Below are 23411 nucleotides of genomic sequence, written 5' to 3'. Positions count from 1 at the left end.
TACCGTTTGAGTAAGCTAAGCAATAATCCGCTTACAGTGTTGGTTCAGGCTCCACTGCAGGGCAATGGGGTTTTTAACTTTACCTTTACGTGTCACCGATATCGCACAGCTTTGGGGACGGAATCTGTGTTTTTCCCCGTATTAGACGAGGGATGCACCGGTCGGAATGCGGTGATCAGATACACAGCAGCCCGGTCCCGCCTATCTGTGTTCCTCCGCTGCGGTTGCAGCCAAGGCACGGTTGTAGGCCTTTAACGCATCCACATGGTACAGCGCGCCGATGATTTCCTCCGTCCCGCCCTCCTCCATCATCACTGGGAGAAAGGCCGCTTCGGCCCGGTCGAACACCGGCATTGCAGCCTCCAGAGACGCCGAAGCGCGGATGCACAGCCCTTCCTCAACCAGCGCCTGGCAGTCCTCCAGCGGCGCACAGCGGCTGTCGCCCATCGGCCGCATCACCGCACCGGCGCGGATCAGTGCCAGCAAATAGGCCTGCGGTCCGGCGGCGCAATGAATATTGCGCTTTTCCAGCTGGGTCAGGAAGAAAGAGCGGTCCACCAGCCGCGAGGCCAGAGCCGTGGACATCGACACCGACACCATCACCGCCAGGCCGATCTGCCAGTCGCCGGTCAGCTCAAACACAATCAAGGTGGTGGAGATCGGCGCCCCCAGCACCGCAGCGGCAACAGCCCCCATGCCGGCAAAGGCATAAAGCGTGTGGGTGCCGGACACATCCGGCAGAACCGCAGTCGCGATCAGGCCAAAGGCCAGCCCGGTCAGCGCGCCGATCATCAGCGACGGCGAAAACACCCCGCCGCCCATACGCCCGCCCATGGTGATCGCCACGGCGGCGGTTTTGACTGCGGTGAAAATCACCGCCTGCCCCAGCAGCAGCCCGCCGGTCAGCGCCAGCACGGTGGTTTCATAACCGACACCGATGATATGCGGATACCAGACAGCGATCACCCCCAGCATCGCACCGGAGACCGCAGGCCGCAGCCAGCGCGGCAGGCGCAGCCGCTCTTGCACAGTGTTGCCCACTTTGTCGGCAAAGAAGATCGCCCGCATCAGCGCCACAGCCACCAGGCCGCAGATCAGGCCCAGGATCAGAAAGGCCGGCAGCTCCACATAGAACTGCAACGCACCGGGGGTGTTCAGGGTGAATTCTGTAACATCGCCGTATTCCAGCCGGTTGATCACTGTTCCAGCAACCGAGGCCACCACGATCGGCGCAAAGGCGTTGACCGAGAAATGCCGCAGCACCACCTCCATCGCAAACAGCGCGCCAGCAATCGGCGCGTTGAAACTGGCCGAAACACCCGCCGCGACTGCACAGCCCAACAGGTCGCGCCCGGTAATGCCGTCGGCGTTGATCCGGTTGCTGACCCAGGCTGAAATCACCCCCGCCATATGCACCACCGGCCCTTCCCGGCCCGTGGATCCGCCGGTGGACAGCGTAATGAAAGACGCCAGTGCCGAGGCCAGCCCCTCTTTGTGCTCGACCCTGCCGTCATGCAGTGCGGCACCTTCGATCACATCCGCAACCGAGCGCACCCGCCCGTCCGGCGTAAAGCGGTCCAGGATCAGGCCGACCACCAGCCCGCCGCCGGCGGCAATGGCGACCAGAACATACCAGGGAAGCTCTTGCGCATGGGAATGCAGATAATCAAGATCCGGCGCACCATAGACCCAGGCCTGCAATGCCGAGATCCCCTTGCGGAAGAACAGCGCGGCAAAACCGGCAGCGACGCCGATCAGCAGGGCGATCAGCCAGAACTGGAACTGGCTGGGGCCGCGATGGCGCAGCACCCGCCAGATGTCTTTCAGGCCAGCCAGCCATTGCACAGAAATTGAGGAAAGCGATGAACGGATTTCTTCTACCATAACCTGTCAGCGGGTCTTTTCTTATTTAATAGCCTACAACTGTCATAAGCCAGTTAAAGAACCCTCACCCGCAACAGTTTTCCGGTCGCAGTATTCCGGCTGGTTACCCGGCCAGCAAGGCACGGGCCGCAGCGCGGGCTTCTTCGGTGATAGTATCACCCGACACCATACGGGCCAGCTCATCCACCCGCGCAGTATCGGCCAGCGGCACCACCTGCGACAGGGTCATGCCGTCCACAACCTGTTTGCGCACCTGCCAGTGATGGCCGCCAAGCGCTGCCACCTGCGGCGAATGGGTCACCACCAGCACCTGGCCGCTGGCCGCCAGACTGCGCAGGCGGCGGCCCACGGCATCCGCAGTCGCACCGCCGACACCGCGGTCGATTTCATCGAAAATCAAGGTTTTGCTGGCATCTTCGCCGCGCAGGCAGACCTTCAGCGCCAGCAAAAACCGGCTAAGCTCGCCGCCCGAGGCGATCTTGTTCAAGGCCCCTGCCGGGGCGCCCGGATTGGTGGCGACGGTAAAGGCCACCGCGTCTATGCCCTCGGGCCCTGGCGCGCAGCTGGAAATGCGGGTTTCAAACACCGCCCGTTCCATCTTGAGCGGCGCCAGTTCCGCCATCACCGCCTGATCCAGCGCCGCAGCACTTTCCCGGCGGGCGGCGTTCAGCTGTTCTGCGGCTTGGGTATAGGCGGCCTCGGCGGCCTTCAAAGCGGCCTCCTGATCGGCCAGGTCCTGATCGCCGGCATCCAGTGCGGCCAGCTTGCTGCGCAGGGTTTCGGCATAGCCCGCCAGTTCGTCCGCTTGCACATCATGCTTGCGCGCCAGCCCGCGGATCGCAAAAAGCCGTTCTTCACAGTCTTCCAGCTCGCCCGGATTGAATTCCAGATAGCCCAGCACCCGCTCAACCCCGTCCTGGGCATCACCCAGTTCGATCATCGCGCGGCTAAGGGCAGCCAGCGGCTCCTCCAGCCCGGTATCGCTCTCCTGGCTTGCAACACCCTCAAGCCAGCGCTGTGCCTCGCCCATGGCGCCCTCGGCACCCTCGCTCAGCAGGGCATGGGCGCGGGTGATGTCGCCGCGGATGCGCTCTGCCGCCTGCATCTGGCGGCGGCGGGTATCCAACGCATCGTCTTCGCCCGGCTGCGGGTCCAGCTTGTCCAGCTCGCCCACCGCATGGCGCAGGAATTCCTCCTCGGCCCGCACCGCATCCAGTGCCGCCCGCGTGGCCCCGACGGTCTTGCGCGCCTTGGCCGCGCCGGTCCAGGCCGCCCGCACCAAGGCCAGCAATCCCTGCACATTGGCATATTGGTCCAGCAGCGCCATATGCCCGCGCGGGTTCAGCAGCCCCCGGTCGTCATGCTGGCCGTGCAGCTCCACCAGGGTTTCCGACAAGGCCCGAAGCACCTCGCCCGAGCAGCGCCGGTCGTTAACCCAAGCGGTCTTGCGCCCCTCTGCCGTGTTCACCCGGCGCAGGATCAGTGTCTCGCCGCCGGGCAGCCCGGCTTCTTCCAGGATCGCATGCGCCGGATGACCCTCGGCCAGATCAAACTCAGCCAGAACCTCGCCCTGCGCAGCGCCCTGGCGCACCAGCTCGGCGCGGCCGCGCCAGCCCAGCACAAACCCCAGACTGTCCAGAAGAATGGACTTGCCGGCGCCGGTCTCGCCGGTCAGCACATTGAGACCGGGCTGAAAATACAGCTCCAGATGATCAATGATCAGGATATCCCGGATATCAAGCGCGCGCAGCATAGCCCCGCCTCCGTGCAGCAGCAGCCGTTACAGCCACTGCCCTTTGACCGTCTGACGGTAGATCTGGCTCAGCCAGTTATTGCCGCGGTCCCGCATTTTAAGCCCGTTTGCAGTCAGCAGCTTATAGCTGCTGTCATACCATTCGGTGGACTGGAAGTTATGACCCAGAATGGCACCCGCGGTCTGCGCCTCGCCGGTCAGGCCCAGCGACAAATACCCCTCAACCAGCCGGTGCAGCGCTTCGGCTGTGTGGCTGGTGGTCTGGAAATCCTCGACCACCACCCGGAACCGGTTGATTGCAGAGGTGTAATGGCCCCGGCGCAGATAATAGCGGCCGATCTCCATTTCCTTGCCCGCCAGATGGTCAAAGGCCAGGTCGAATTTCAGAATCGCCGAAGTGGCATATTCACTGTCGGGATAGACCTCGATCACCGTGCGCAGCGCCTGCAGAGCCTGGAAGGTCAGGCCCTGGTCGCGGCCAACCTCGTCGATCTGATCGTAATAGCTGAGGGCAAGCAGATACTGGGCATAAGCCGCATCTTCATCCGCCGGGTAAAAGTCAATGAACCGCTGCGCAGCGGCGCGGCTGTTCTCGTAATCCTTGGTGCTGTGATAGGCAAAGGCCTGCATGATCACCGCTTGCTTGGCCCATTCTGAATAGGGGTAAAGGCGCTCGATCTCGGAGAAATAATAGGCCGCGTCCTTGGGCTGTTTCTGGGCCAGCTCAAACTCGCCGCGCCCATAGATCTGCTCGGGCGTGAAGGCTTCCAGCGACTCGCCTTTCTTGACCGCGCCGCCGTCTCCGCCGCAGCCCGCAAGGGCCGCCATCAGAAGGACCGCGCCGAGGGTTTTGGCTCCCGCCCTGATGCCGTTCATAGTGCCTAACCTCACCGTCTTTACTTACGGGTGTCCGCCCCGGTTATGCCGTCTCTAGCACATTCAAATGGCGTGCAAAACGCCTTTCGCCACTTCCGCGTTCACATGGCAGAGAAAGCGGGCAATGGTCAAGTCCGCCCTGCTGTTCCCGCTCCCTTCTGCCGCCCTCAGCACAGGAAAAGACCCGGGACGCTCACGCCCCGGGCCAGTCTGCCGCTCGTTCCTGGTTTTTTGCCTTATGCCACGCGCCGCTGTTCGGCCGGAATTTCCGACCAGATCAGACCCTGCCCCGGCAGCCGCGCAGTCATCGCCGCATCGCAGGCGACGGCCCGGACCGCGCCCGGCTCCGCAAACAAGGCACGCAGCAATGTGTTGGTCAGCGCATGCCCCGCGCGCTCGCCAACATACCGCCCCAAGATCGGCCCCCCAGCCAGCGCCAGATCCCCAAGGGCATCCAGCATCTTGTGGCGCACAGGCTCATCCGAATGGCGCAGACCCGCGCCGCTCTCAACCCGTTCTCCGTCAAACACAACCGCGTTTTCGCCCGGCACACCGCCCAGAGCAAGGCCATTGGCCTGCATCGCTTCCACGTCTGCCTGACGGCAGAAGGTGCGGCTGTCGCACAGCTCGCGTGCAAAGCTGCCGTTGCGCATATCCAGCACCTTGCTTTGACGGCCGATGGCGGCCTCGGCAAAGTCGATATGGAATTCAATACTCAGCCGGTCGCTGGGCAGCAGGGTGGCACGGGCGCCGTCCTTCTCCACCGTCACCGGCTTCAGTACTTCATATGCCATGATCGGCACACCCAGCCGGCGCACGCCGTATTGCATGATGCCGCGCACAAACGGCGCCGAGGAGCCGTCAACGATCGGCACTTCCGGCCCGTCGATTTCAATCAGCGCGTTGTGCACGCCGCAACCGGCCAATGCGGCCATGATATGTTCGACGGTGGAAACGCTGACGCCGGAGGTGTTGATCAGCCGGGTGCACAGCGGGCTGCGCTCGACCAGGTCCCAGCGCGCCGGAACCAGAGTGTTGCCCAATGCAATGTCGGTGCGCTTGAAGACGATGCCATGCCCTGCCGGAGCCGGGATCAGGACCATGCGTGCAGGCTGGCCGGAATGCAGGCCGGGCCCTTCAAATGCTACCGATGCCTTGAGCGTATTCTGCACGTTGCGCCTCGTTCCACTGTTTCCGGCCTCATGGGACCGTGTTGCGAACGAGAGTTAAGGTTTTGCAAAAAAACCTACAACTCAATCTTTGTAACGGATTGAAACATGGCTGTAACAGATAAGCAAAACACCGCTCAAAATGGCCTAATTAGCTGAAACTCAAAAACAAAAAGCCGCCCGAAGGCGGCTTTTTAAATCTGTTTTGTGATCCGTCAGTTGGCCTGGCGGCGCAGGAAAGCGGGGATTTCGATGCGTTCCTGGTCCGGGTCATGCTGCTGCGCCTGCACCGGCTGCTGCTGGGCTGCGGCGGCCGGGGCCTGCATGGCCGGCTGCTGGCGTGCGGCCTGCGGCGGCTGTTTGCCTGCCGGAGCATCGGCTGTGCCGGTCATCCGGTGGATCAGCGAATTCAGCCCGAAGCGGCGCTGCCCGTCGGGCTGCTGCTGTGCATTCTGCTGCTGTTGCTGCTGCGGTGCCGGCGCGGCAGGGGCCGCCGCCGCACGCGGCTGCTGGACCCGCTGCGCTGCCGCCTGCAGGCGCTCCAGCGCTTGCGGCGACGGGGTGCCCGGAGTGGGTGCCCGCGGCGCCACAAAAGCATCGGGCTGCGGCTCGGCTGCTGTTGCCTGCGGGCGGAACTCCGGAACCTGCGGCTGATAGGCCGGCGGCGGCAGACCGTCATTGTCCACCAGTTCCGGCTCCTCAAAGATGTCTTCAGCCTGCTCCTGCGCGGCGGCCTGCTGCGCGTTCATCTCTTCGAACAGCGAAGGCTCTTCCAACTGCGCGGCAGCTTCGGGCTGAACAGGCTCCGGGGCCGGTGCGGCCGCAGCTGCGGGCTGGGCAACCGGGGTTTCCAGCTCCAGCGGCGCCGGACGGGTGTCTTCGACACTGACGGTCTGGCGCAGCGGTGCCGACATCGGACGGCGCGGCACCGGCATTTCGGTGTTCACATCCACAGCGTCGATTCCGGTGGCAACAACGGAGACCCGCATCTTGCCTTCCATACCGGTATCCAGGGTCGAGCCGACGATGATGTTGGCGTCCGGGTCCACTTCCTCGCGGATGCGGTTGGCGGCTTCATCCAGTTCAAACAGGGTCAAATCATGCGAGCCGGTGATGTTGATCAGCACGCCGCGCGCACCGCGCAGGCTGATTTCGTCCAGCAGCGGGTTGGCAATCGCCTTTTCGGCGGCCTGGACCGCGCGGTCCTCGCCCTCGCCTTCGCCGGTGCCCATCATCGCCTTGCCCATCTCGTCCATCACCGCGCGCACGTCGGCAAAGTCGAGGTTGATCAGGCCCGGGCGCACCATCAGGTCAGTCACGCCTTTGACGCCCTGATACAGCACATCATCCGCCATCGAGAACGCTTCGGTGAAGGTGGTCTTTTCATTGGCCAGACGGAACAGGTTCTGGTTCGGAATGATGATCAGCGTATCGACAACCTTCTGCAGGCTTTCGACACCCGCCTCAGCCTGGCGCATCCGCTTGAGACCCTCGAACTGGAACGGTTTGGTGACAACACCAACGGTCAGCACGCCCAATTCCCGCGCAGCCTGCGCAATGATCGGCGCCGCACCGGTGCCGGTGCCGCCGCCCATGCCGGCAGTGATAAAGCACATATGCGCGCCGGCCAGATGGTCGACGATCTGCTCAATGCTTTCCTCAGCCGCAGCCGAGCCCACCTGCGGACGGGCGCCTGCGCCCAGGCCTTCGGTGACCTTTACACCCAGCTGGATGCGGCTCTTGGCCGAGGCCTGCTGCAGCGCCTGCGCGTCGGTGTTGGCCACGACGAATTCAACGCCGTCCAACTCCTTGGCAATCATGTTGTTGACGGCGTTGCCGCCGGCCCCGCCGACACCAAATACCGTGATCTTCGGCTTTAACTCTTCTTGCCCGGGCATCGAAAGATTCAACGTCATGCTCATACCGCCTGTGTTACCCGCCCTTCCCGCAAAGGGCTTTTTCCTGTGCTATTCACCATAATCCTACCGCGCAGAGGGAGTTTCGTCATCCCAAAAAGCACAATGTGCCACAAAATACGGCCTCATTCTGAGGTCTAAACCGCGGTATTTCGCCGTCCCTAGCAGATATGGGGGATTCAACACAAGCCACACACAACACAGCTGTCGCATCCGCAAAATCACTTCTGCAGAAGACATCTTTCCTGATACGTGGCTGGCCACTGCCCGGCCTGCTGAATCGCCGCGTTTGCCGCGGACGTTAAGAACAACCTAACGGGTCCTGCCGGCGGTGTCACGCCCTCTTTGACCCGTCAGGCAGAATTGAAAAGCGGCTTACCAGTTGTCCCGGAACCAGCGCACGGCACGGCCCAAAGTGCCCGCCGGATGGCGGCTGGCGGGCATCTCGAAGTCCCACCATTCGTCCTGCGGATGCGCCGCAAACAGGCACAGACCCACAGCTGAGGCAAAGCCCGGCCCGGTCGCCGATTGCGGCAGGCCGTGAACGCGCAAGGGCCGCCCCAGACGCACCTGCTGACCCAGGATGCGGCTGGCCAGCCCGTCCAGCCCCATGATCTGGCTGGAGCCGCCGGTCAGCACGATCTGCTGGCTGGGGAGATACTCGAAACCCGCCGCATCCAGCCGTGCCCGCACCTCTTCCAGGATTTCTTCGACGCGGGGCCGCATGATGCCGATCAGCTCGGCCCGGCTGACAGTGCGCCGGTCGTGCTCCCAATCGCCGGTATCACCGCCGATGTCGATCATGTCGCGGTCGTCGGCACCGGTGGCATGCACCCCGCCGCAAAAGGTCTTGATCCGCTCCGCGTTGGTCAGCGGCACCCCCAGCCCCATCGAAATATCGCTGGTGATGTGATCGCCGCCCAGACGCACCGCATCGGCATAGATCATATGTTTCTTCATAAAGACCGAGATCGAGGTTGAGCCGCCGCCCATGTCGATACAGGCCGCCCCCAGCTCCTGCTCGTCCTCGACCAGCGCCGAAAACCCCGAGGCATAGGCCGAGGAGGCGATCCCCGCCAGCTCCAGATCGCAGCGCTGGATGCAGCGCACCAGGTTTTGCACCGCGATGGCATCCACCGTCAGCATATGCATGTCAACCGCCAGCGTCTGCCCCATCTGACCGCGCGGATCCCCCAGGCCGGACCGGTTATCCAGCGCAAAGTTCACCGGCTGCGCATGTATCACCTCGCGGCCCGCGCCGTATTCCGGCACCTCGCAGGACGCCAGCACCTGCGCCACCTCATGCTCCGAGACCACCTGGCCTTCAAGATCCAGCTTGGCATCCAGCCCGTAAGAGCGCGGATTGGCGCCCGAGAAACAGGCGATTACGTGGTCAACCCGCACTTCTGCCATCTTCTGCGCCGCCTGCACTGCGGTTCGGATGGCGCGTTCGGTTTCCTGCATGGCATTGATTTCGCCGAACTGGACCCCGCGCGACCGCGTGGTGGCCGCCCCGATCACCCGGAACCCCGACTGCCCGGCCAGCGCACCGATGGACCCGTCCTCGCTTAAGCGGCCGGTGCCGTCAAAGCGCAGCACCAGGCAAGCGATTTTAGAGCTGCCCACATCCAGAATGGCCACCACGCCGCGCTGCATCGCCTGGCGCCGCATCTGCCGCATCGCCCGCTGCGATTGATAGAGATCTGTCATGCTACTGCCCGCCCCCATTCAGCTGCCGGATCCGCCACCAGTTTTCAACTGAGTTTTCGGTCATACGCACGGTCGGGCGCCCAGCCAGGCGCATATCCACCGCTGCCACATCGCGTTCCAGCAAATCCTGCACTTCACTTACCGCCAGCACCCGCTCCAGCGCCCGCACCGGCTGCTCTGCCGGCAGCATGATCCGCTGCTTGCGGTCGAGCACCACGTCCCAGCGCCGCTCGCCCACCCGGACCAGTCCGCGCAGCCGCGGCCCCAGCGGCTTGGCTGCAGCAAACAGCTGCAGCGCCTGTGACGCGTGTTGCCCGGCCCCCTTGCCCGCGATCAGCGGCAGGTCCGGGTGCAGGTTGCGGCGGCCCAGCTCGGCCACGTGAATGCCGTTCTCATCCAGCAGCGCCAGCCCCTCGCGGCTGCGCCAGATCAGCGCCGGCGTGCGCTCCTCGACGTCCACCTGCAGGATGCCGCCCGGGCGGATCCGCACGCTTGCAGTCTTGACCGGGTCCAGCCCGGTGATCACATCGCGGATCTGCTCCAGATCCAGATCAAAGGAGCTGACGGGAAAATCTGCCGGCACCACCACGCGGATGTCCTGTGCCACGCTGGGCCCCGCCCCGTCCACCGCCATCACATTGACCATGAACTCGGGCCGCTCCTCGATTGCGGCGCGGGCATCGCTGACCAGCCCCTGCAGTGCGGCCCGGCGGCTCTCATCCGCAAGATAGGCGCTGCCGGCTGCAAAAATCAGGCAGAACGGCACCCCGACGCGCAGGCCGAACCGGATACCCGGTGTCAGCATCCAGCGCTGCAGCCGGTACTTCAGCCGCGACGGCGCCGGATCCGCCCGTCCCTCGCCGCCGCTGCTGCGGCGCAAGCGCCCCTTCAGCGGTTGCATGAGGCATCCTCCACCATCCAGGCGCAGAGTTCGCCGAATGTCATGCCCAGATGTGCTGCCTGCTCCGGCACCAGCGAGGTGGGCGTCATTCCGGGCTGGGTGTTGGTCTCCAACAGGATCAGCCCGCCGGCGCCGCACGCCTCATCCCAGCGGAAATCGGTGCGGCTCACGCCGCGGCAGCCCAGCACCTCATGCGCCTTCAGCGCATATTCCAGGCACAGGTCATGGATTTCCCGCGGCAGGTCGGCGGGCAGCACATGGCGCGATCCGCCCGGCTTGTATTTGGCGTCGAAATCATACCAGCCGTCGGTTAGAATGTCGGTCACGGTCAGCGCCTTGTCCCCCACCACGGTGGTGGTCAGTTCGCGGCCCGGCGCGTAGGTTTCAACCATCACTTCGGCAGGCATCTGCTCCGACAGCTGCGGCGGGCCGTTGGCGGCCTCATGCACGATATAGATGCCGACGCTGGAGCCCTCATTGTTGGGTTTCACCACATAGGGCGGCGCCATCACATGGCCCGCCATCACGTCGGCCTTGGCAAACAGCCCGCTTTCGACGACCGGCAGGCCGGCGGCGCGGTACACTTCCTTGGAGCGCTGCTTGTCCATTGCCAGCGCCGAGGCCAGCACCCCGGAATGGGTATAGGGCAGCCCCAGCCATTCCAGTACGCCCTGCACGCAGCCGTCCTCACCCCAGCGCCCGTGCAACGCGTTGAACACCACATCCGGTTTGATATCCGCCAGACGCGCGTGCAGGTCCCGGCCTGCATCAATCTCAATGACCTCGAACCCCTCACCGCGCAAAGCAACCGTGCATTCACGGCCGCTGGACAGCGATACGTCGCGTTCGGCTGACGGGCCACCCATCAGCACCGCGACTTTCGGGAGTGTCCTGCTCGACTTACTCACCACGAAGCGCCTCAATACATGCGGGGCTTTGCGCCCCTGTTTCTTGGAGCCTGGAACAGGCCCGCATTATGTCTTTGCGCCGGTCAGGTCCGGCTGATTTTTGCGGGGCAGCCTGCCCCGGATTCTGCCGGGCATCCGCCCCGGATACTACCCGGCATCCGCCCCTTGGCATCGGCATAGCATTGCCGCCTCTTCGGCACCCTACCGCCGAAAATCTTACCGGGGCGTTAATGATGCCTTTACCACGTTTAACAATTCCCGCTGCCCGCGCCCTTCCGGAGCTTTATTGCCACCTCTAGCTGCGACAAGCGAAGCCTTTGTCAGCACTCAAGTTTTCCAGCTATTCGGCCAGTTATTCGGGAAGCGGATCACCAATCCGCATGATCTCCCATTCTAGCGTGATGCCGGAATCTTCGTAAACCTTTTTCCGCACATCTTCGCCCAGACCTTCCAAATCTGCGGCAGTTGCGCCACCCGTGTTGATAAGGAAGTTGGAATGTTTCCCGCTCATCTGCGCACCGCCGCGCCTTGCGCCGCGCATGCCGGCGTTGTCGATCACCTTCCAGGCCTTCAGGTCATGCACGTCATCCGCACGGCCCGTGGATGAAAACCCCGCCGGATTGCGGAAGGTAGAGCCGGCCGAACGGTCGCGGGTCGGCTGGCTCTCATCGCGCTTTTGCAGCTGCGCCTCCATCCGGGCATTCAGGTCCTCTGAATCGCCTTTGGGACCGCGCAGAGTGGCATAGACCAGCACCGCGCCCTCCGGAAAAGCGGTCTGGCGGTACTGGAAATCCAGCTCCTGCGCGGTGATCTCGCGGATCTCGCCCTCGCGGGTCACGATGGTGGCCGACACAAACACGTCCGCAGTATAGCTGCCGTAACAACCCGCGTTCATCCGCACCGCGCCGCCGATCGAACCGGGGATTGTGCGCAGGAAGGTCAGGTCAACACCTGCATCCGCCGCACGTTTTGCTACATGGGCATCCAGCGCCGCCGCACCGGCGGTGACGGTATCCCCGTCAACCGAAATCCCGTTAAAGCCGCGGCCCAGACGGATCACCACCGCGCGCATGCCGCCATCGCGCACAATCAGGTTCGACCCCACCCCATCGGGAACACCGGTACCGCCGGATCCAGCCGGCGCAGGAATTCTGCCAGATCGTCTATATCCGCAGGCTGGAACAGATGGTCCGCCGGACCGCCAACCCGCAGCCAGGTCAGCTCCGCCAGCGGTTTCTGCCAGGAAAGCCGCCCGCGAACCGCCGGAAGGATGATTTCAGTTTGCTCCGCCATCGTTTTTGCCGCCCCAGCTTCCAGCCAATAAACGCGCACAGTCCGTATACAAGATGGCCATCGAAATAAAGGGTGAACGCGGCGCCATGGTCATGATTTTCGTGAAACCGGTCCGGAGACAGCCAGATCAGCATAAGCCCTCAAAGCAACACCAATGCTTGCGCCAGCCGGTACCACTTGAACCGGGCCAGATAATAGAAGCCAATCAGCCAAACGGCGCCAAAGGCCATCCAAATTGCAATTACAGCGGTCACTACCAACCTCCACGTCCGGCAACACGCGCACCGAAGCAACAGCAGGAAACATAAACAATCTCCCGTAGGTAGCACTTGCTGTGAAGACAATCCGTAAACGCGCAGTGATTTCCTGCCCGGTCAGCGGTTCAGCGAGCGTTTGACCCAACGCCCCAGATAGATCACCGGCCAGCGCAGCACCGACATGCCTGCCAGCAGCACCGCCAGCCCCCACCAGGGGCCGTTTTCATATGTGACATAACCCAAAAGCGGAATGCCCAGCGCAATCAGCACATAGGCGCGCCGCCAATGGTTGTCCCGGCTCGGAATCATCGCCAGCACATTGGCCGCCAGCGCCCAGATGGCGGCAAGGGTCAGCGACACACTCATGCCCGGCCTCCCCGTCCCGCCTTTTCCTCTTGCCAAAAATATCCCGGGGGCGCCGCCACAGGCGGCGGGGGCAGAGCCCCGGCTGCACCTGCAACACTCATTTGCCCAGCCGTTCCGGCAGGCCGTTGGCCCAGGTGCTGATCGTACCCGCCCCCAGGCAGACAACCATGTCGCCGGGCCGCGCCTGTTCGCGCACCAGGCGCTCCAGATCTTCTTCGTTGAGGATGGCGCGGGCGTGGCGGTGGCCGTGGCGGATCAGCCCGGCAACCAGATCATCGCGGCCGGCACCCTCGATCGGGTCTTCGCCTGCTGCGAACACCTCGGCAATCGCCACCACATCCGCCTCGTTGAAACAGGCGCAGAAATCGTCGAACAGGCTCGACAGGCGCGAATAGCGGTGCGGCTGATGCACTGCGATCACCCGGCCCTCGCTGGCCTGGCGCGCCGCCTTCAGCACCGCGGCGATCTCCACCGGGTGATGGCCGTAGTCGTCGATGATGGTGACGCCGTTCACCTCGCCCACCTTGGTGAAACGCCGGTTCACACCGCCAAAGGCCGCCAGGGCCTCACGGATCTCGGAACTGTTCATACCCAGATGCCGGGCCACCGCCACAGCAGACAGCGCGTTGGAGACATTGTGGTCCCCCGGCATCGGCAGGGTGCAGCCCTCGATCACCCGGTCTTCGGCCTGCAGATGCACGTCAAAATGCGCCACACCGCCCTTGTAGGTCAGGTTCTCGGCCCGCACATCGGCCTGGGCGTTGAAACCATAGGTCACAACCCGGCGGTCGGAAATCCGCCCGATCAGCGCCTGCACCTCGGGATGGTCAGTGCAGCAAACGGCGATACCGTAGAACGGAATGTTTGAGACAAACTCCAGGAACCCGTCGCGCAAAGTGTCAAAGTCGCCCCAATGCTCCATATGCTCGGGGTCGATATTGGTCACCACGGCGATGGTCGCAGGCAGCCGGTTGAACGAGCCGTCGCTCTCGTCCGCCTCGACCACCATCCATTCGCCCTGCCCCATCCGCGCGTTGGAGCCATAGGCGTGAATGATGCCGCCGTTGACGATGGTCGGGTCAAAGCCGCCGGCCACCATCAGTTCGGCCATCATAGTGGTGGTGGTGGTCTTGCCGTGAGTGCCGGCAATGGCGATGTTGGACTTGAGCCGCATCAGCTCCGCCAGCATATCGGCGCGGCGCACCACCGGCAGGCCGCGCAGGCGAGCCTCGTCCAGCTCCGGATTGCCCGGCTTGATGGCGGAAGAGATCACCACAACCGCGGCGTTCTCCAGATTTTCCGCCTTCTGGCCCACAAACACCCGCGCGCCCAGCTCTTCCAGCCGGCCGGTAATCTTGGAAGATTTCAGGTCCGACCCCTGCACCATATAGCCAAGGTTCAGCAGCACCTCGGCGATGCCCGACATGCCAATGCCGCCGATCCCCACAAAATGGATCGGGCCGACGTCTCCGGGCAGTTTGGTTGCAGGGTTCATGACAGTTATCCTTCTTCGGCCAGCTGCTCGACCAGTGCCGCCAATCGTTCGGTGGCATCGGGAACCCCGGCGCTCAGTGCGGCTGCCGACATTTGCGTGGCAGCCCGCGGGTTACTCAGAATTGCGCCCATATGCTCTGCCAGCACCGGGATATCAAGAGCACTTTCCGGGATCACCACCGTGGCATTGGCGTCAACCAGCCCACGGGCATTGGCGCTTTGGTGATCGCCCGCCGCAGCGGCAAAGGGGATCAGGACCGAGGGCCGCCCGATAATCGAGATATCGGCCACCGACGAGGCGCCCGAGCGCGAGATCACCAGCTGCGCCTCCGACATCCGCGCAGGCACGTCGGTAAAGAAGGTCTGCACATCGGCGTTGATGCCGTGTTCGGCATAGAACGCATTGACCCGGTCCAAATCCTCTGCCCGTGCCTGATGCGACACCCGCAGATAGCGGCGGATTTGATCCGGCAGAGCAGCTACAGCCCCGGGCACCACGTCGGACAGGATCCGCGCACCCTGGCTGCCGCCCATCACCAAGAGCGACATCGGATAGTCGCCCGGCGGAATATAGGCAGCCCCTGCCCGTTCCATTACCGCGCTGCGCACCGGGTTGCCAACGTGCTCATGCGCAACACCTTCGGGCAGCACGGTTGGCCAGGTGCCGCAGGCAACCCCTGCGACCCGTTTAGCAAAGATCTGGTTCACCCGGCCCAGCACACCGTTCTGTTCATGGATCATCCGCGGCAGCTTCAGCAGCGTTGCCGCCCCCAAGGCCGGGATCGACGGGTAGCCGCCAAAACCGATGACGGCATCGGGGCGTTCGCGCCGCAGCTGCATCATCATCGACAACACACCGCCTGCAATCTTCGGACCCGCCAGCGCCCTGGCCAGCAGCCCGCCGCGGGCAAAGGTGGCCGAGGCCACTTGCGAAATCTCAACCGCGCTTGGAAACGACGCGGTGTAACGCGCGCCCCGCGCGTCGGTCGACAGTTTCACCCGCCAGCCGCGCGCCAGCATCATCTCGGCCAGCGCCTGTGCCGGAAACATATGACCGCCGGTTCCGCCAGCGGCCATCAAAAGCAATTTCTGTGCCATCCCAGGGGTCTCTTTCACATCTCTCAGCGGCCGCGGCCGTTCAGGTAATCCGCAATCCCGCCCTGCGGACGCGTGCGGGTAAAGGCCAAGAGCATACCCACCGCAATCCCGGTGGCAATCAGCGAGGATCCGCCATAGCTGACAAACGGCAAAGTCATGCCTTTCGCGGGCAAGAGCCGCACCGCAACCCCCATGTTGATCATCGCCTGCACGCCGAACATGCAGACCAGTCCGGTGCCCGCGAGACGGATGAATATATCGCGCTCGCGCATCAGCCGGAACAGCGAACGCACCACGATCGAGGCGTAAAGCACGATCAGAACCGCCACCAGCACCAGCCCGTATTCCTCGGCTGCGACGGCAACGATGAAATCGGTATGGGCATCGGGCAGCGACCATTTCACCTGCCCCTCGCCAACGCCGACACCAAAAAGACCGCCCTCGCGGATCGCATTGGTGGCATAACCCAGCTGGGTGGTGGGATCGACATCAGGGTTCAAAAACCCATCAATGCGGCGGGCAAAATGCTCCGAGCTGTTATAGGCAAAGACACCGCCCATCACCACCACGGCGGCCATGCACACCAGCAGCAGCATCGGCGCCCCAGCCACAAAATACATCACCCCCAGCCGAACAGGATCAGGCTAGCCTGGCCGAAATCCGGCTGCAAAACCAGCATCATAACTACCATCATGCACAGCGCGAAGGACATCAGCGTGCCGGGTGGCCCGTTGATCTGCTGGCTGGCGGCAATCATCCAGGCCGCAACCACAATAAAGCCGGGCTTCAGGAACTCCGACGGCTGCAGGGAGGCAAAGCCCAATGAGTACCAGCGCACCGCCCCCTTGCCAAAATCGGTGCCGAAAATCGGCAGGAAAGCCAAGGCGACAAAGGCCAGCGCAAAGCCCAGCACCGCCAGCCGCCGCACCAGCGTCGGCGACATCACGGATGTCACCAGCATCGCCGTCAGCGCCGTCAGGCCAAAAACCGCCTGCCGCTGCACATAGTGGAAATTGCCGAACCCGTTGCGCTCCGCCAGCGGCACCGAGGCCGCCAGCCCCAGCAGCAATCCGATCACGAACAGCATCAGGATGCAGGACATTGTCCATTTATCCAGCGTCCGCCACCATTTCGGAAGAATCGGCTCACCTGCCTGCACGGGAACCGCGCCATAGACCATCTCAGTCATGGGAATACCGCCACTATATGCCTCGTTCCGCCCCATTTTTCGGGGTCTCACAGAAACTGTAACGAAACGTGAGCCGCGGCGCCAGAAAAAGAACACAGTTCGGCGGAAAACCACCGCCCCGCCGACCGCCCATCTTGACAGGCAGGAAGCTGCCAGCGGATGCCGACGCTCCGCGGGAACCCGCCGTCTGAACTATACAGTTGCCAGGCAGAAAGCCATTCAAGAGCCGGAAAATCACGGCTTTGCTCCGGCCAGCGGTCCGGCACGGGCTGCAGCCGCGGCAAATGTCCGGAAGGCCCCGCGCTGCGCATGAGTTCGTGCCCGACGCAGCAAAAGCTGACCTATCTTAGATCGGCTGCGGGTGCCCGATCCGGTGAACTGGCAGTCTAAGCCCATGCACGATGCCGCTCAGCAGTATGGGCGCCTGTGGCTGGCATGCGCGCGGAACCGGGAATAGTTTCGCAGTTTTCAACTTCGGGTTTGTGCTGTTGGCTGAGGTAATCTCACCTTGGTTGACAGAGGGTTTTGCCATGACCATTCAGCACCCTGCACCAGCGAAACCGCGTTGCGGCCGCATGACCGCGGTTACAGCAATCAGCCCTCACGCTGCTCAGCAATCGCTGTTCCCGCTGCCCAGCCCGAAGACCACGCCCATTGAAAATTATAGCCGCCAAGCCAGCCGGTGACATCGACAGCCTCGCCGATGACATAAAGACCGGGCAAGTTCTTCGCTTCCATTGTGCGCGAGGACAGCGCCTCGGTGGAAACTCCTCCGACCGTCACCTCTGCCTTCGCAAAACCCTCGGTGCCAGTGGGATGGAATGTCAGCTGCGACAGGTAGCCAGCGGCACGCTCAAGGTCTGCATCGGAACTGTTTCCCAGTTCCTTTGCCAATCCGATACGCGCTGACAACACCTCGGCCAGGCGGTTCGGAAGATGCTCGCTCAATGCGGATCTCAGCCGCGTGCGGGGGCCCGCCGCCGAGCCTCGCGCAACACCTCCAAGGCATTGTCGACAAGTGTCAGGACAACGGGTTTGCCGGGCGTCCAATAGGAGGACACCTGCAAGATAGCAGGCCCCGATAGCCCCCGGTGCGTAAACAGCCCCGCTTCGGTGAAACTGGCCGTTCCGACCCGCGCCGTGATCGGGCTGGAAACGCCGGAAATGTCCCGGAACGCCTGCGCGTCCGGACCCAGTGTCAACGGCACCAGCGCGGGTCTCGGCGGCACCACCGTCAGGCCGAAGCGTTGCGCGATCTGATAGGCGATGCCGGTAGCCCCCATCTTCGGAATAGACGGGCCGCCGGTGGCGATGACCAGTTTTGCTGCTGTCGCCCCAGCAACGCGGAAAAGCCCGTCGCCATGGCCGATCTCGCCGATCTGCGTCGAGAGGCGGATATCAACGCCGCCACGGGCACACTCTTCGAGAAGCATCGCTACAATCTGCCGGGCAGAACCGTCGCAGAAGAGCTGTCCCAAGGTCTTCTCGTGCCAGGCGATGCCGTAGCGTTCGACCAGCGCGAGGAAATCCCACTGGGTATACCGTGCGAGAGCGGACTTGGAGAAATGCGGGTTCTCGGACAAAAAACATTCCGGCCCGGTCCTCATATTGGTGAAGTTGCACCGGCCTCCACCTGAAATCAGTATCTTCTTTCCTGCCTTGTCTGCATGATCCAGCAGGAGCACGCGCGCACCCGCCTGTCCGGCAATCGCGGCTGCCATCAGTCCGGCAGCACCGGCACCAAGCACAATTACGTCATATTCCATGCACGTCCTCTACGTCTCCCGGACAGAGGAGAAAAGGGACAATCGCATCATGCGCCTCGCTCCAGACACAACGGAGAAGCAGGAAATCTGCTTCCTCGACCGTGTCAGCTCTCAGGCATTCGAAAACGGACAGGTTAGTCGTCTTTCCACGCCCGCCCGTTCTTGCGGATTGGAATGGCCGGGATGGCGTCAAGGGCGGCCTTGAAGCAGGCGAACGGCGCGACGCCGTTGATCTTTACCATGGCGAGGAGCGACGCAATGCGGCCCCAGGCGCGGCTGCTTTCGCCGTGACCGGCAAAAAGTGCATTCTTCCTCGTCAGAGCGATCGAACGGATCAGATTCTCGCACCACAGCCCGGCAGGCAATTGCGCAGCAATCTGCCAAGAGGGGCATTGGAGCCGATCCCGATACGGCCGTCGTGCAGAAAGGTCTGCAGACCGTCCTTCTGCCGGTGGATGCAGGCCGGCCTTTCTCCCAGACGTGACTTTGAGGAGATCCGGCGGCGCTGGCTTTGCAGCCATTCTCCAAACCCGGCGGTCAGCGGCGGGGTGCGGGAGTGCCGGGCGCCAGCTTGATCCTGACAGCGCCCGAGACGATCCGGATCACTTTTTCTGATGCGGTAAGGTCTGGTTCCGGTGGCACCTCCGGCGCATCGCAGACCCCTGCGGGGCGAAAACCGGTTCGTCCAGCTCCGCCGCTGGCAATACCAACCTCCCCTGTTTCGCCAGCCGGCGCCAGGCCGTCAGCTGGTTCGCTACGACTCCGTACCGTGCCGCAACGCCATTTACTGTCGCGCCCGGCTCAAGCGTATCCGCCATCGCAGCCCGCACCTGAAGCCACCTTGACACTGCGCCCGGCGCCATTCATATAATTATCATGGTAATATAAATGGAGAAACACCATGACCGCCCCCTTCCAACTGGTCGCCAGGATCACTCCGAAACCGGAACACATGCAGGATGTGCGCCAAAGCCTGCTGGATATTCTGGAACCGACCCGCGCCGAACCCGGCTGCCTGAAGTTTCTGCTGGCCGAAGGCCGCGATGGCGATTGCTTTTATCTCGACGAAGAATGGGCCAGCGACGACGCCCTGGCGGCGCATTACGCGGCGGACTACATCACGCCGGTCTTCGCCAAATACGAGGCTTGGCTTGCAGCACCGGTGGAAATCCACAAGATGACCCCGCTGGCCTGAGCCTCATGTTTTTCCTCAAGGACCTGCCGTCTCAGCAGATGGTCGGCACCTACGCCAAGGCCTACGGCGCCGACCCGGACCATATCACCAGCGCGCTTTTGATGATGCGCCGCGCCAGCCTGCTGATCCGCAGCCTCGACGCCTATTTTGCCCTCCACGGGCTGTCACAGCTGCGGTTCCTGGTGCTGATCGTGATCGACCGCGAACCGGACCGCACCTCGCTGGCCCCGAATGAGATCGCCCAACGGATCGACGTGTCAAAACCGGTGATGACCCGCACCCTGCAATCGCTGCAGAAAGACGGGCTGATAACCCTTTCGAACAACCCATCCGACGGGCGCTCCAAAGCAGCCGCGCTGACACCCGACGGCCATCAGCGGCTGCAAGACGCCCTTCCCGGCTATTTCAAACTCCTGTCAGAGGAGATGGCCAAGCCGTCCACTGCCAACAGCTGACCCTCAAGGATTTTCCGCTTCGGAGCCGCCTTCGCTTGAGCTTGAACAGCCGGGGGTGACGGGCGGGGTCAAGAGAAATCGCGGAGGTTCCGCCGCAGGCGGATACCGCTATTTCTCTTGGGCGCGTGCGGCACCTCTGGCAGGCAAAGATCAGGTGAAGGCGGGTTTGAAGCGGATTTTCCGCTTAGGTGAGACCTGAAGCCCCCATTACCCCAGCCGCGCCCTCACTTCGGCGATGAAATCCTCACCGCGCTGTTCGAAATTGTCATACTGATCGAAACTCGCCGCAGCCGGCGCCAGCAGCACGGTGTCACCATCCTGCGAGTCCTGAATGGCCCGCTCCACTGCCGCCGCCATAGTGGTACAGACTTCTGCCTGCACATCCAGCTGCAGCGCAAATCCCGCCGCCTCGCGGCCGATGACATAGGCTTTCACCACATTGCCAGCCCGCCCTTTCAAGGCCTCCAGCCCGCCATCCTTCTCCAACCCGCCGCAGATCCAGCGGATGTTCTTGAACGCACTCAGCGCCTTTGCCGCGCTGTCCACGTTGGTTGCCTTGCTGTCATTAACAAACCGCACACCGCCGGCCTCAGTGACAGTCTGGCTGCGGTGCGGCAGACCGGGGAAGGTGGCCATCGCATCGCCGATCAGCCGCGGCGCCAGCCCCAGGGTGCGCGCCGCCGCATAGGCCGCGCAGGCGTTCTGGTGGTTGTGCGCACCCGGCAGCCCGGTCATTTCCCGCAGATCAATCGAGGCCGCCTGCCGCCCCTTGCGGTATTCCGACAGGAACCCCTTGCGGGCAAAAACCTGCCAGCCCGCCCCCGTAAGCTTGCGCGCGGCGGACACCCGGATCACCCGGTCATCGCCTGCCCCTTCCGACAGCTGACCCGCCAGAAACAGCCCCTCATCCTCGTCGATGCCAATCACCGCGCGGTCCGGCCCGCCCTCGGCAAACAGCCGCCGCTTGGCGGCGAAGTATCCGCCCATGCCGCCATGCCGGTCCAGATGGTCCGGACTGAGATTGGTGAACACCGCCACATCCGGCGTCAGCGCCCGGGCCAGCTCGGTCTGATAGCTCGACAGCTCCAGCACCACCACGCCGCCATTGCCGGGCGCGTCGATATCCAGCACACCGCGGCCGATATTGCCCGCCAGCTGGCTCTCGCGGCCCGCCTCCTGCAGGATGTGATGCAGCAGCGCCACCGTGGTTGATTTGCCGTTTGACCCTGTTACCGCCACCACCCGCGGCGGCTGATCATGCATCTGCCATTCGGCATCCGCAAACGAGCGGAAGAACAGGCCGATGTCATTGTCCACCGGCACCCCTGCCTCCATCGCCGCACGGATCACCGGGTTCGGCTTGGGGTAAAGATGCGGGATGCCGGGCGAAGTGATCAACGCCGCAACCCCGTCAAAGGCACCGGGTTTGTGCAGGTCGCAGCAGGCAAAGCCTTCCGCCTCCGCCGTCTCCCGCGCGCTTGGATTGTCATCCCAGCAGACCGCCTCCGCCCCGCCTGCCCGCAAGGCACGCGCCGTCGCCAGCCCCGAACGGCCCAGCCCCAGCACCGCCACCTTGGCGCCCTCATATCCTTTGACCGGGATCATTGCCTGCCCTCATCTTGATGAATTTGCTTCCGCGGCACATTGCACAGGTGCAAGCCGGGCTTCAAGCGCTGCCCCTGCACAGGCAGCAGGCATGGGCCGCAGGCCCGTGCCACGCCCAACAATTGGCAGGCAGGCAAAGCCTGCCGAAATTGGCGGGAGCATTCCCCCGTTGCGCATCCACCGTACGCAGCCCGCACCGCATTTTCACCCGACCGAGCTACCCTCTACCCCGTTGCAACAACAAGGCCAGGAGACCGGCCCCCTCAAACCACTTCTTCATCGGGTTCAGGGCGGATCCGCAAGAGGCCGCTAGACAGACATGGCCCCCGACAAGGGCCATCCGGTGCTCCGCCCCCCCTTGGCGGCGCCGCCTTCTTATAAAAGAAAAACCGCGCCAAGCCTGAAGCCCCGCGCGGTTCACATAATAATGGAAAGCTTCACCACCCGCCGCAAACCCCGGCGCGGCGGGTAAAACCGCGCGCCTCAGCGCACTTTCAGCGTCGCCAGCCCGATCATCGCCAGGATCAGCGAGATGATCCAGAAGCGGATCACGATCTGCGGCTCGGCCCAGCCCTTCTTTTCATAGTGGTGATGGATCGGCGCCATCAGGAACACCCGGCGCCCGGTGCGCTTGAAGTAAAGTACCTGAATGATCACCGACAGCGCTTCGACCACAAACAACCCGCCGACGATGGCCAGCACCAGCTCGTGCTTGGTGGCAACCGCAATGGCCCCCAGCGCACCGCCCAGGGCCAGCGAGCCGGTATCGCCCATGAACACAGCCGCCGGCGGCGCATTGTACCACAGAAAGCCCAAGCCTGCGCCAAACAGCGCCGCGCTGAAAATCAGGATCTCGCCGGTGCCGGGCACGTAATGCACGTCCAGATATTCGGTAAAGTCGACCCGCCCCACCGCATAGGCAATGACACCCAGGGTGCCGGCCGCAATCATCACCGGCATGATCGCAAGGCCATCCAGCCCATCGGTCAGGTTCACTGCATTGGCAGCGCCGACAATGACGCAGATCGAAAACGGCACATAGAACAAGCCAAGATTGATCAGCGTATCCTTGAACACCGGCAGCGCCAGCTGGTTCTGCAACGCCTCCGGGTGGAACCGCGCCGCCAGAACCGAACACAGGGCCGCAATCGCAATCCCCAAGGCCAGCCGCAGCTTGCCCGAAACACCTGCCGTGGTCTGTTTTGAAACCTTGGCATAATCATCAGCAAAGCCGATCAGCGCAAAGGCCAGCGTGACCAGCAGCACCATCCAGACAAAGGGGTTATCCAGCCGCGCCCACAACAGCGTCGACGACAGCAGCGCGCCGACAATCAGCAGCCCGCCCATCGTGGGTGTGCCCGCCTTGGAAAAATGCCCCTCCGGCCCGTCATCGCGGATCGGCTGGCCCTTGCCCTGCTTGCGGCGCAGCACGTTGATCAGCGGCTTGCCGAACAAAAAGCCAAAGATCAGCGCGGTCATAAAGGCGCCGCCAGCGCGGAATGTAATATAGCGGAAGAGGTTGAAAAAATCCCCTCCGTCCGACAACGCGGTCAGCCAATAGAGCATCTGGGCCCTT

17 protein-coding genes and 3 pseudogenes are annotated in these 23411 nt (G+C 63.3%); 2 read left to right on the top strand and 18 right to left on the bottom strand.

Annotation, left to right across the window (positions count from 1 at the left end; genetic code table 11):
• Positions 1-201: 201 nt before the first annotated feature.
• The 16 genes and pseudogenes from ETW23_RS06500 to ETW23_RS06425 all read right to left on the bottom strand — a co-directional run bounded on the left by ETW23_RS06500 (position 202) and on the right by ETW23_RS06425 (position 19398).
• Positions 202-1884 carry a chloride channel protein gene (locus ETW23_RS06500; RefSeq protein WP_134829506.1) on the bottom strand — a complete coding sequence of 561 codons (1683 nt, stop codon included), beginning with the start codon at positions 1882-1884 and terminating at the stop codon, positions 202-204.
• 103 nt (positions 1885-1987) lie between these two features.
• A complete protein-coding gene (gene recN, locus ETW23_RS06495) occupies positions 1988-3637 on the bottom strand; it encodes a DNA repair protein RecN (RefSeq protein WP_134829505.1) in 1650 nt (549 codons plus the stop codon).
• Between the two features lie 27 nt (positions 3638-3664).
• Positions 3665-4513 carry an outer membrane protein assembly factor BamD gene (locus tag ETW23_RS06490; RefSeq protein ID WP_134829504.1) on the bottom strand — a complete coding sequence of 283 codons (849 nt, stop codon included), beginning with the start codon at positions 4511-4513 and terminating at the stop codon, positions 3665-3667.
• A gap of 236 nt (positions 4514-4749) precedes the next feature.
• Positions 4750-5685, bottom strand: coding sequence for a UDP-3-O-acyl-N-acetylglucosamine deacetylase (gene lpxC / locus ETW23_RS06485; RefSeq protein WP_134829503.1), 936 nt, complete (start codon positions 5683-5685; stop codon positions 4750-4752).
• A gap of 212 nt (positions 5686-5897) precedes the next feature.
• Positions 5898-7598, bottom strand: coding sequence for a cell division protein FtsZ (ftsZ, locus tag ETW23_RS06480; RefSeq protein ID WP_134829502.1), 1701 nt, complete (start codon positions 7596-7598; stop codon positions 5898-5900).
• A 375-nt stretch (positions 7599-7973) separates the two neighbouring features.
• Positions 7974-9308, bottom strand: coding sequence for a cell division protein FtsA (gene ftsA / locus ETW23_RS06475; RefSeq protein ID WP_129371466.1), 1335 nt, complete (start codon positions 9306-9308; stop codon positions 7974-7976).
• Position 9309: 1 nt separating this feature from the next.
• Positions 9310-10209, bottom strand: a complete 900-nt coding sequence (locus tag ETW23_RS06470; protein ID WP_129371467.1) for a cell division protein FtsQ/DivIB — start codon at positions 10207-10209, stop codon at positions 9310-9312.
• Positions 10197-11117: a D-alanine--D-alanine ligase gene (locus ETW23_RS06465; protein ID WP_134829501.1), complete on the bottom strand. Its 921-nt coding sequence runs from the start codon at positions 11115-11117 to the stop codon at positions 10197-10199. Before ETW23_RS06465 ends, ETW23_RS06470 begins: the two co-directional genes overlap by 13 nt.
• Positions 11118-11469: 352 nt before the next feature.
• A pseudogene (gene murB, locus ETW23_RS06460) lies at positions 11470-12389 on the bottom strand (UDP-N-acetylmuramate dehydrogenase).
• Between the two features lie 395 nt (positions 12390-12784).
• Positions 12785-13033 (bottom strand): DUF2484 family protein, encoded by a 249-nt coding sequence (locus ETW23_RS06455; protein WP_134829500.1) that lies wholly within the window; start codon positions 13031-13033, stop codon positions 12785-12787.
• 97 nt (positions 13034-13130) lie between these two features.
• Entirely contained in the window at positions 13131-14528 is a 1398-nt protein-coding gene (gene murC / locus ETW23_RS06450; protein ID WP_134829499.1) for a UDP-N-acetylmuramate--L-alanine ligase, read from the bottom strand.
• 5 nt (positions 14529-14533) lie between these two features.
• Positions 14534-15625, bottom strand: a complete 1092-nt coding sequence (locus ETW23_RS06445; RefSeq protein WP_134829498.1) for a UDP-N-acetylglucosamine--N-acetylmuramyl-(pentapeptide) pyrophosphoryl-undecaprenol N-acetylglucosamine transferase — start codon at positions 15623-15625, stop codon at positions 14534-14536.
• Between the two features lie 23 nt (positions 15626-15648).
• Positions 15649-16814, bottom strand: a pseudogene (ftsW, locus tag ETW23_RS06440) (putative lipid II flippase FtsW).
• Positions 16815-17408: 594 nt separating this feature from the next.
• A pseudogene (locus tag ETW23_RS06435) lies at positions 17409-18580 on the bottom strand (NAD(P)/FAD-dependent oxidoreductase).
• A 334-nt stretch (positions 18581-18914) separates the two neighbouring features.
• Positions 18915-19121 (bottom strand): IS66 family transposase, encoded by a 207-nt coding sequence (locus ETW23_RS25775; protein WP_247676840.1) that lies wholly within the window; start codon positions 19119-19121, stop codon positions 18915-18917.
• Positions 19122-19182: 61 nt separating this feature from the next.
• Positions 19183-19398: a transposase gene (locus ETW23_RS06425; protein WP_134829497.1), complete on the bottom strand. Its 216-nt coding sequence runs from the start codon at positions 19396-19398 to the stop codon at positions 19183-19185.
• Between the two features lie 83 nt (positions 19399-19481).
• On the opposite strand from ETW23_RS06425, the gene ETW23_RS06420 reads away from it, so the two are divergent.
• Positions 19482-19775, top strand: coding sequence for a putative quinol monooxygenase (locus ETW23_RS06420; RefSeq protein WP_129371478.1), 294 nt, complete (start codon positions 19482-19484; stop codon positions 19773-19775).
• 5 nt (positions 19776-19780) lie between these two features.
• Positions 19781-20230 carry a MarR family winged helix-turn-helix transcriptional regulator gene (locus ETW23_RS06415; RefSeq protein ID WP_134829496.1) on the top strand — a complete coding sequence of 150 codons (450 nt, stop codon included), beginning with the start codon at positions 19781-19783 and terminating at the stop codon, positions 20228-20230.
• Positions 20231-20437: 207 nt separating this feature from the next.
• Here the strand turns inward: ETW23_RS06415 and murD are convergent, their stop codons facing one another.
• Complete coding sequence (gene murD / locus ETW23_RS06410) at positions 20438-21835, bottom strand: UDP-N-acetylmuramoyl-L-alanine--D-glutamate ligase (protein ID WP_134829495.1); 1398 nt, start codon at positions 21833-21835, stop codon at positions 20438-20440.
• A gap of 483 nt (positions 21836-22318) precedes the next feature.
• Positions 22319-23401: a phospho-N-acetylmuramoyl-pentapeptide-transferase gene (gene mraY, locus ETW23_RS06405; RefSeq protein ID WP_129371481.1), complete on the bottom strand. Its 1083-nt coding sequence runs from the start codon at positions 23399-23401 to the stop codon at positions 22319-22321.
• Between the last annotated feature and the right edge of the window lie 10 nt (positions 23402-23411).

It is taken from the genome of Leisingera sp. NJS201 (genome assembly GCF_004535885.1).
Classification (GTDB): Bacteria; Pseudomonadota; Alphaproteobacteria; order Rhodobacterales; family Rhodobacteraceae; genus Leisingera.
This window is presented reverse-complemented; position numbering and strand designations above follow the sequence as displayed.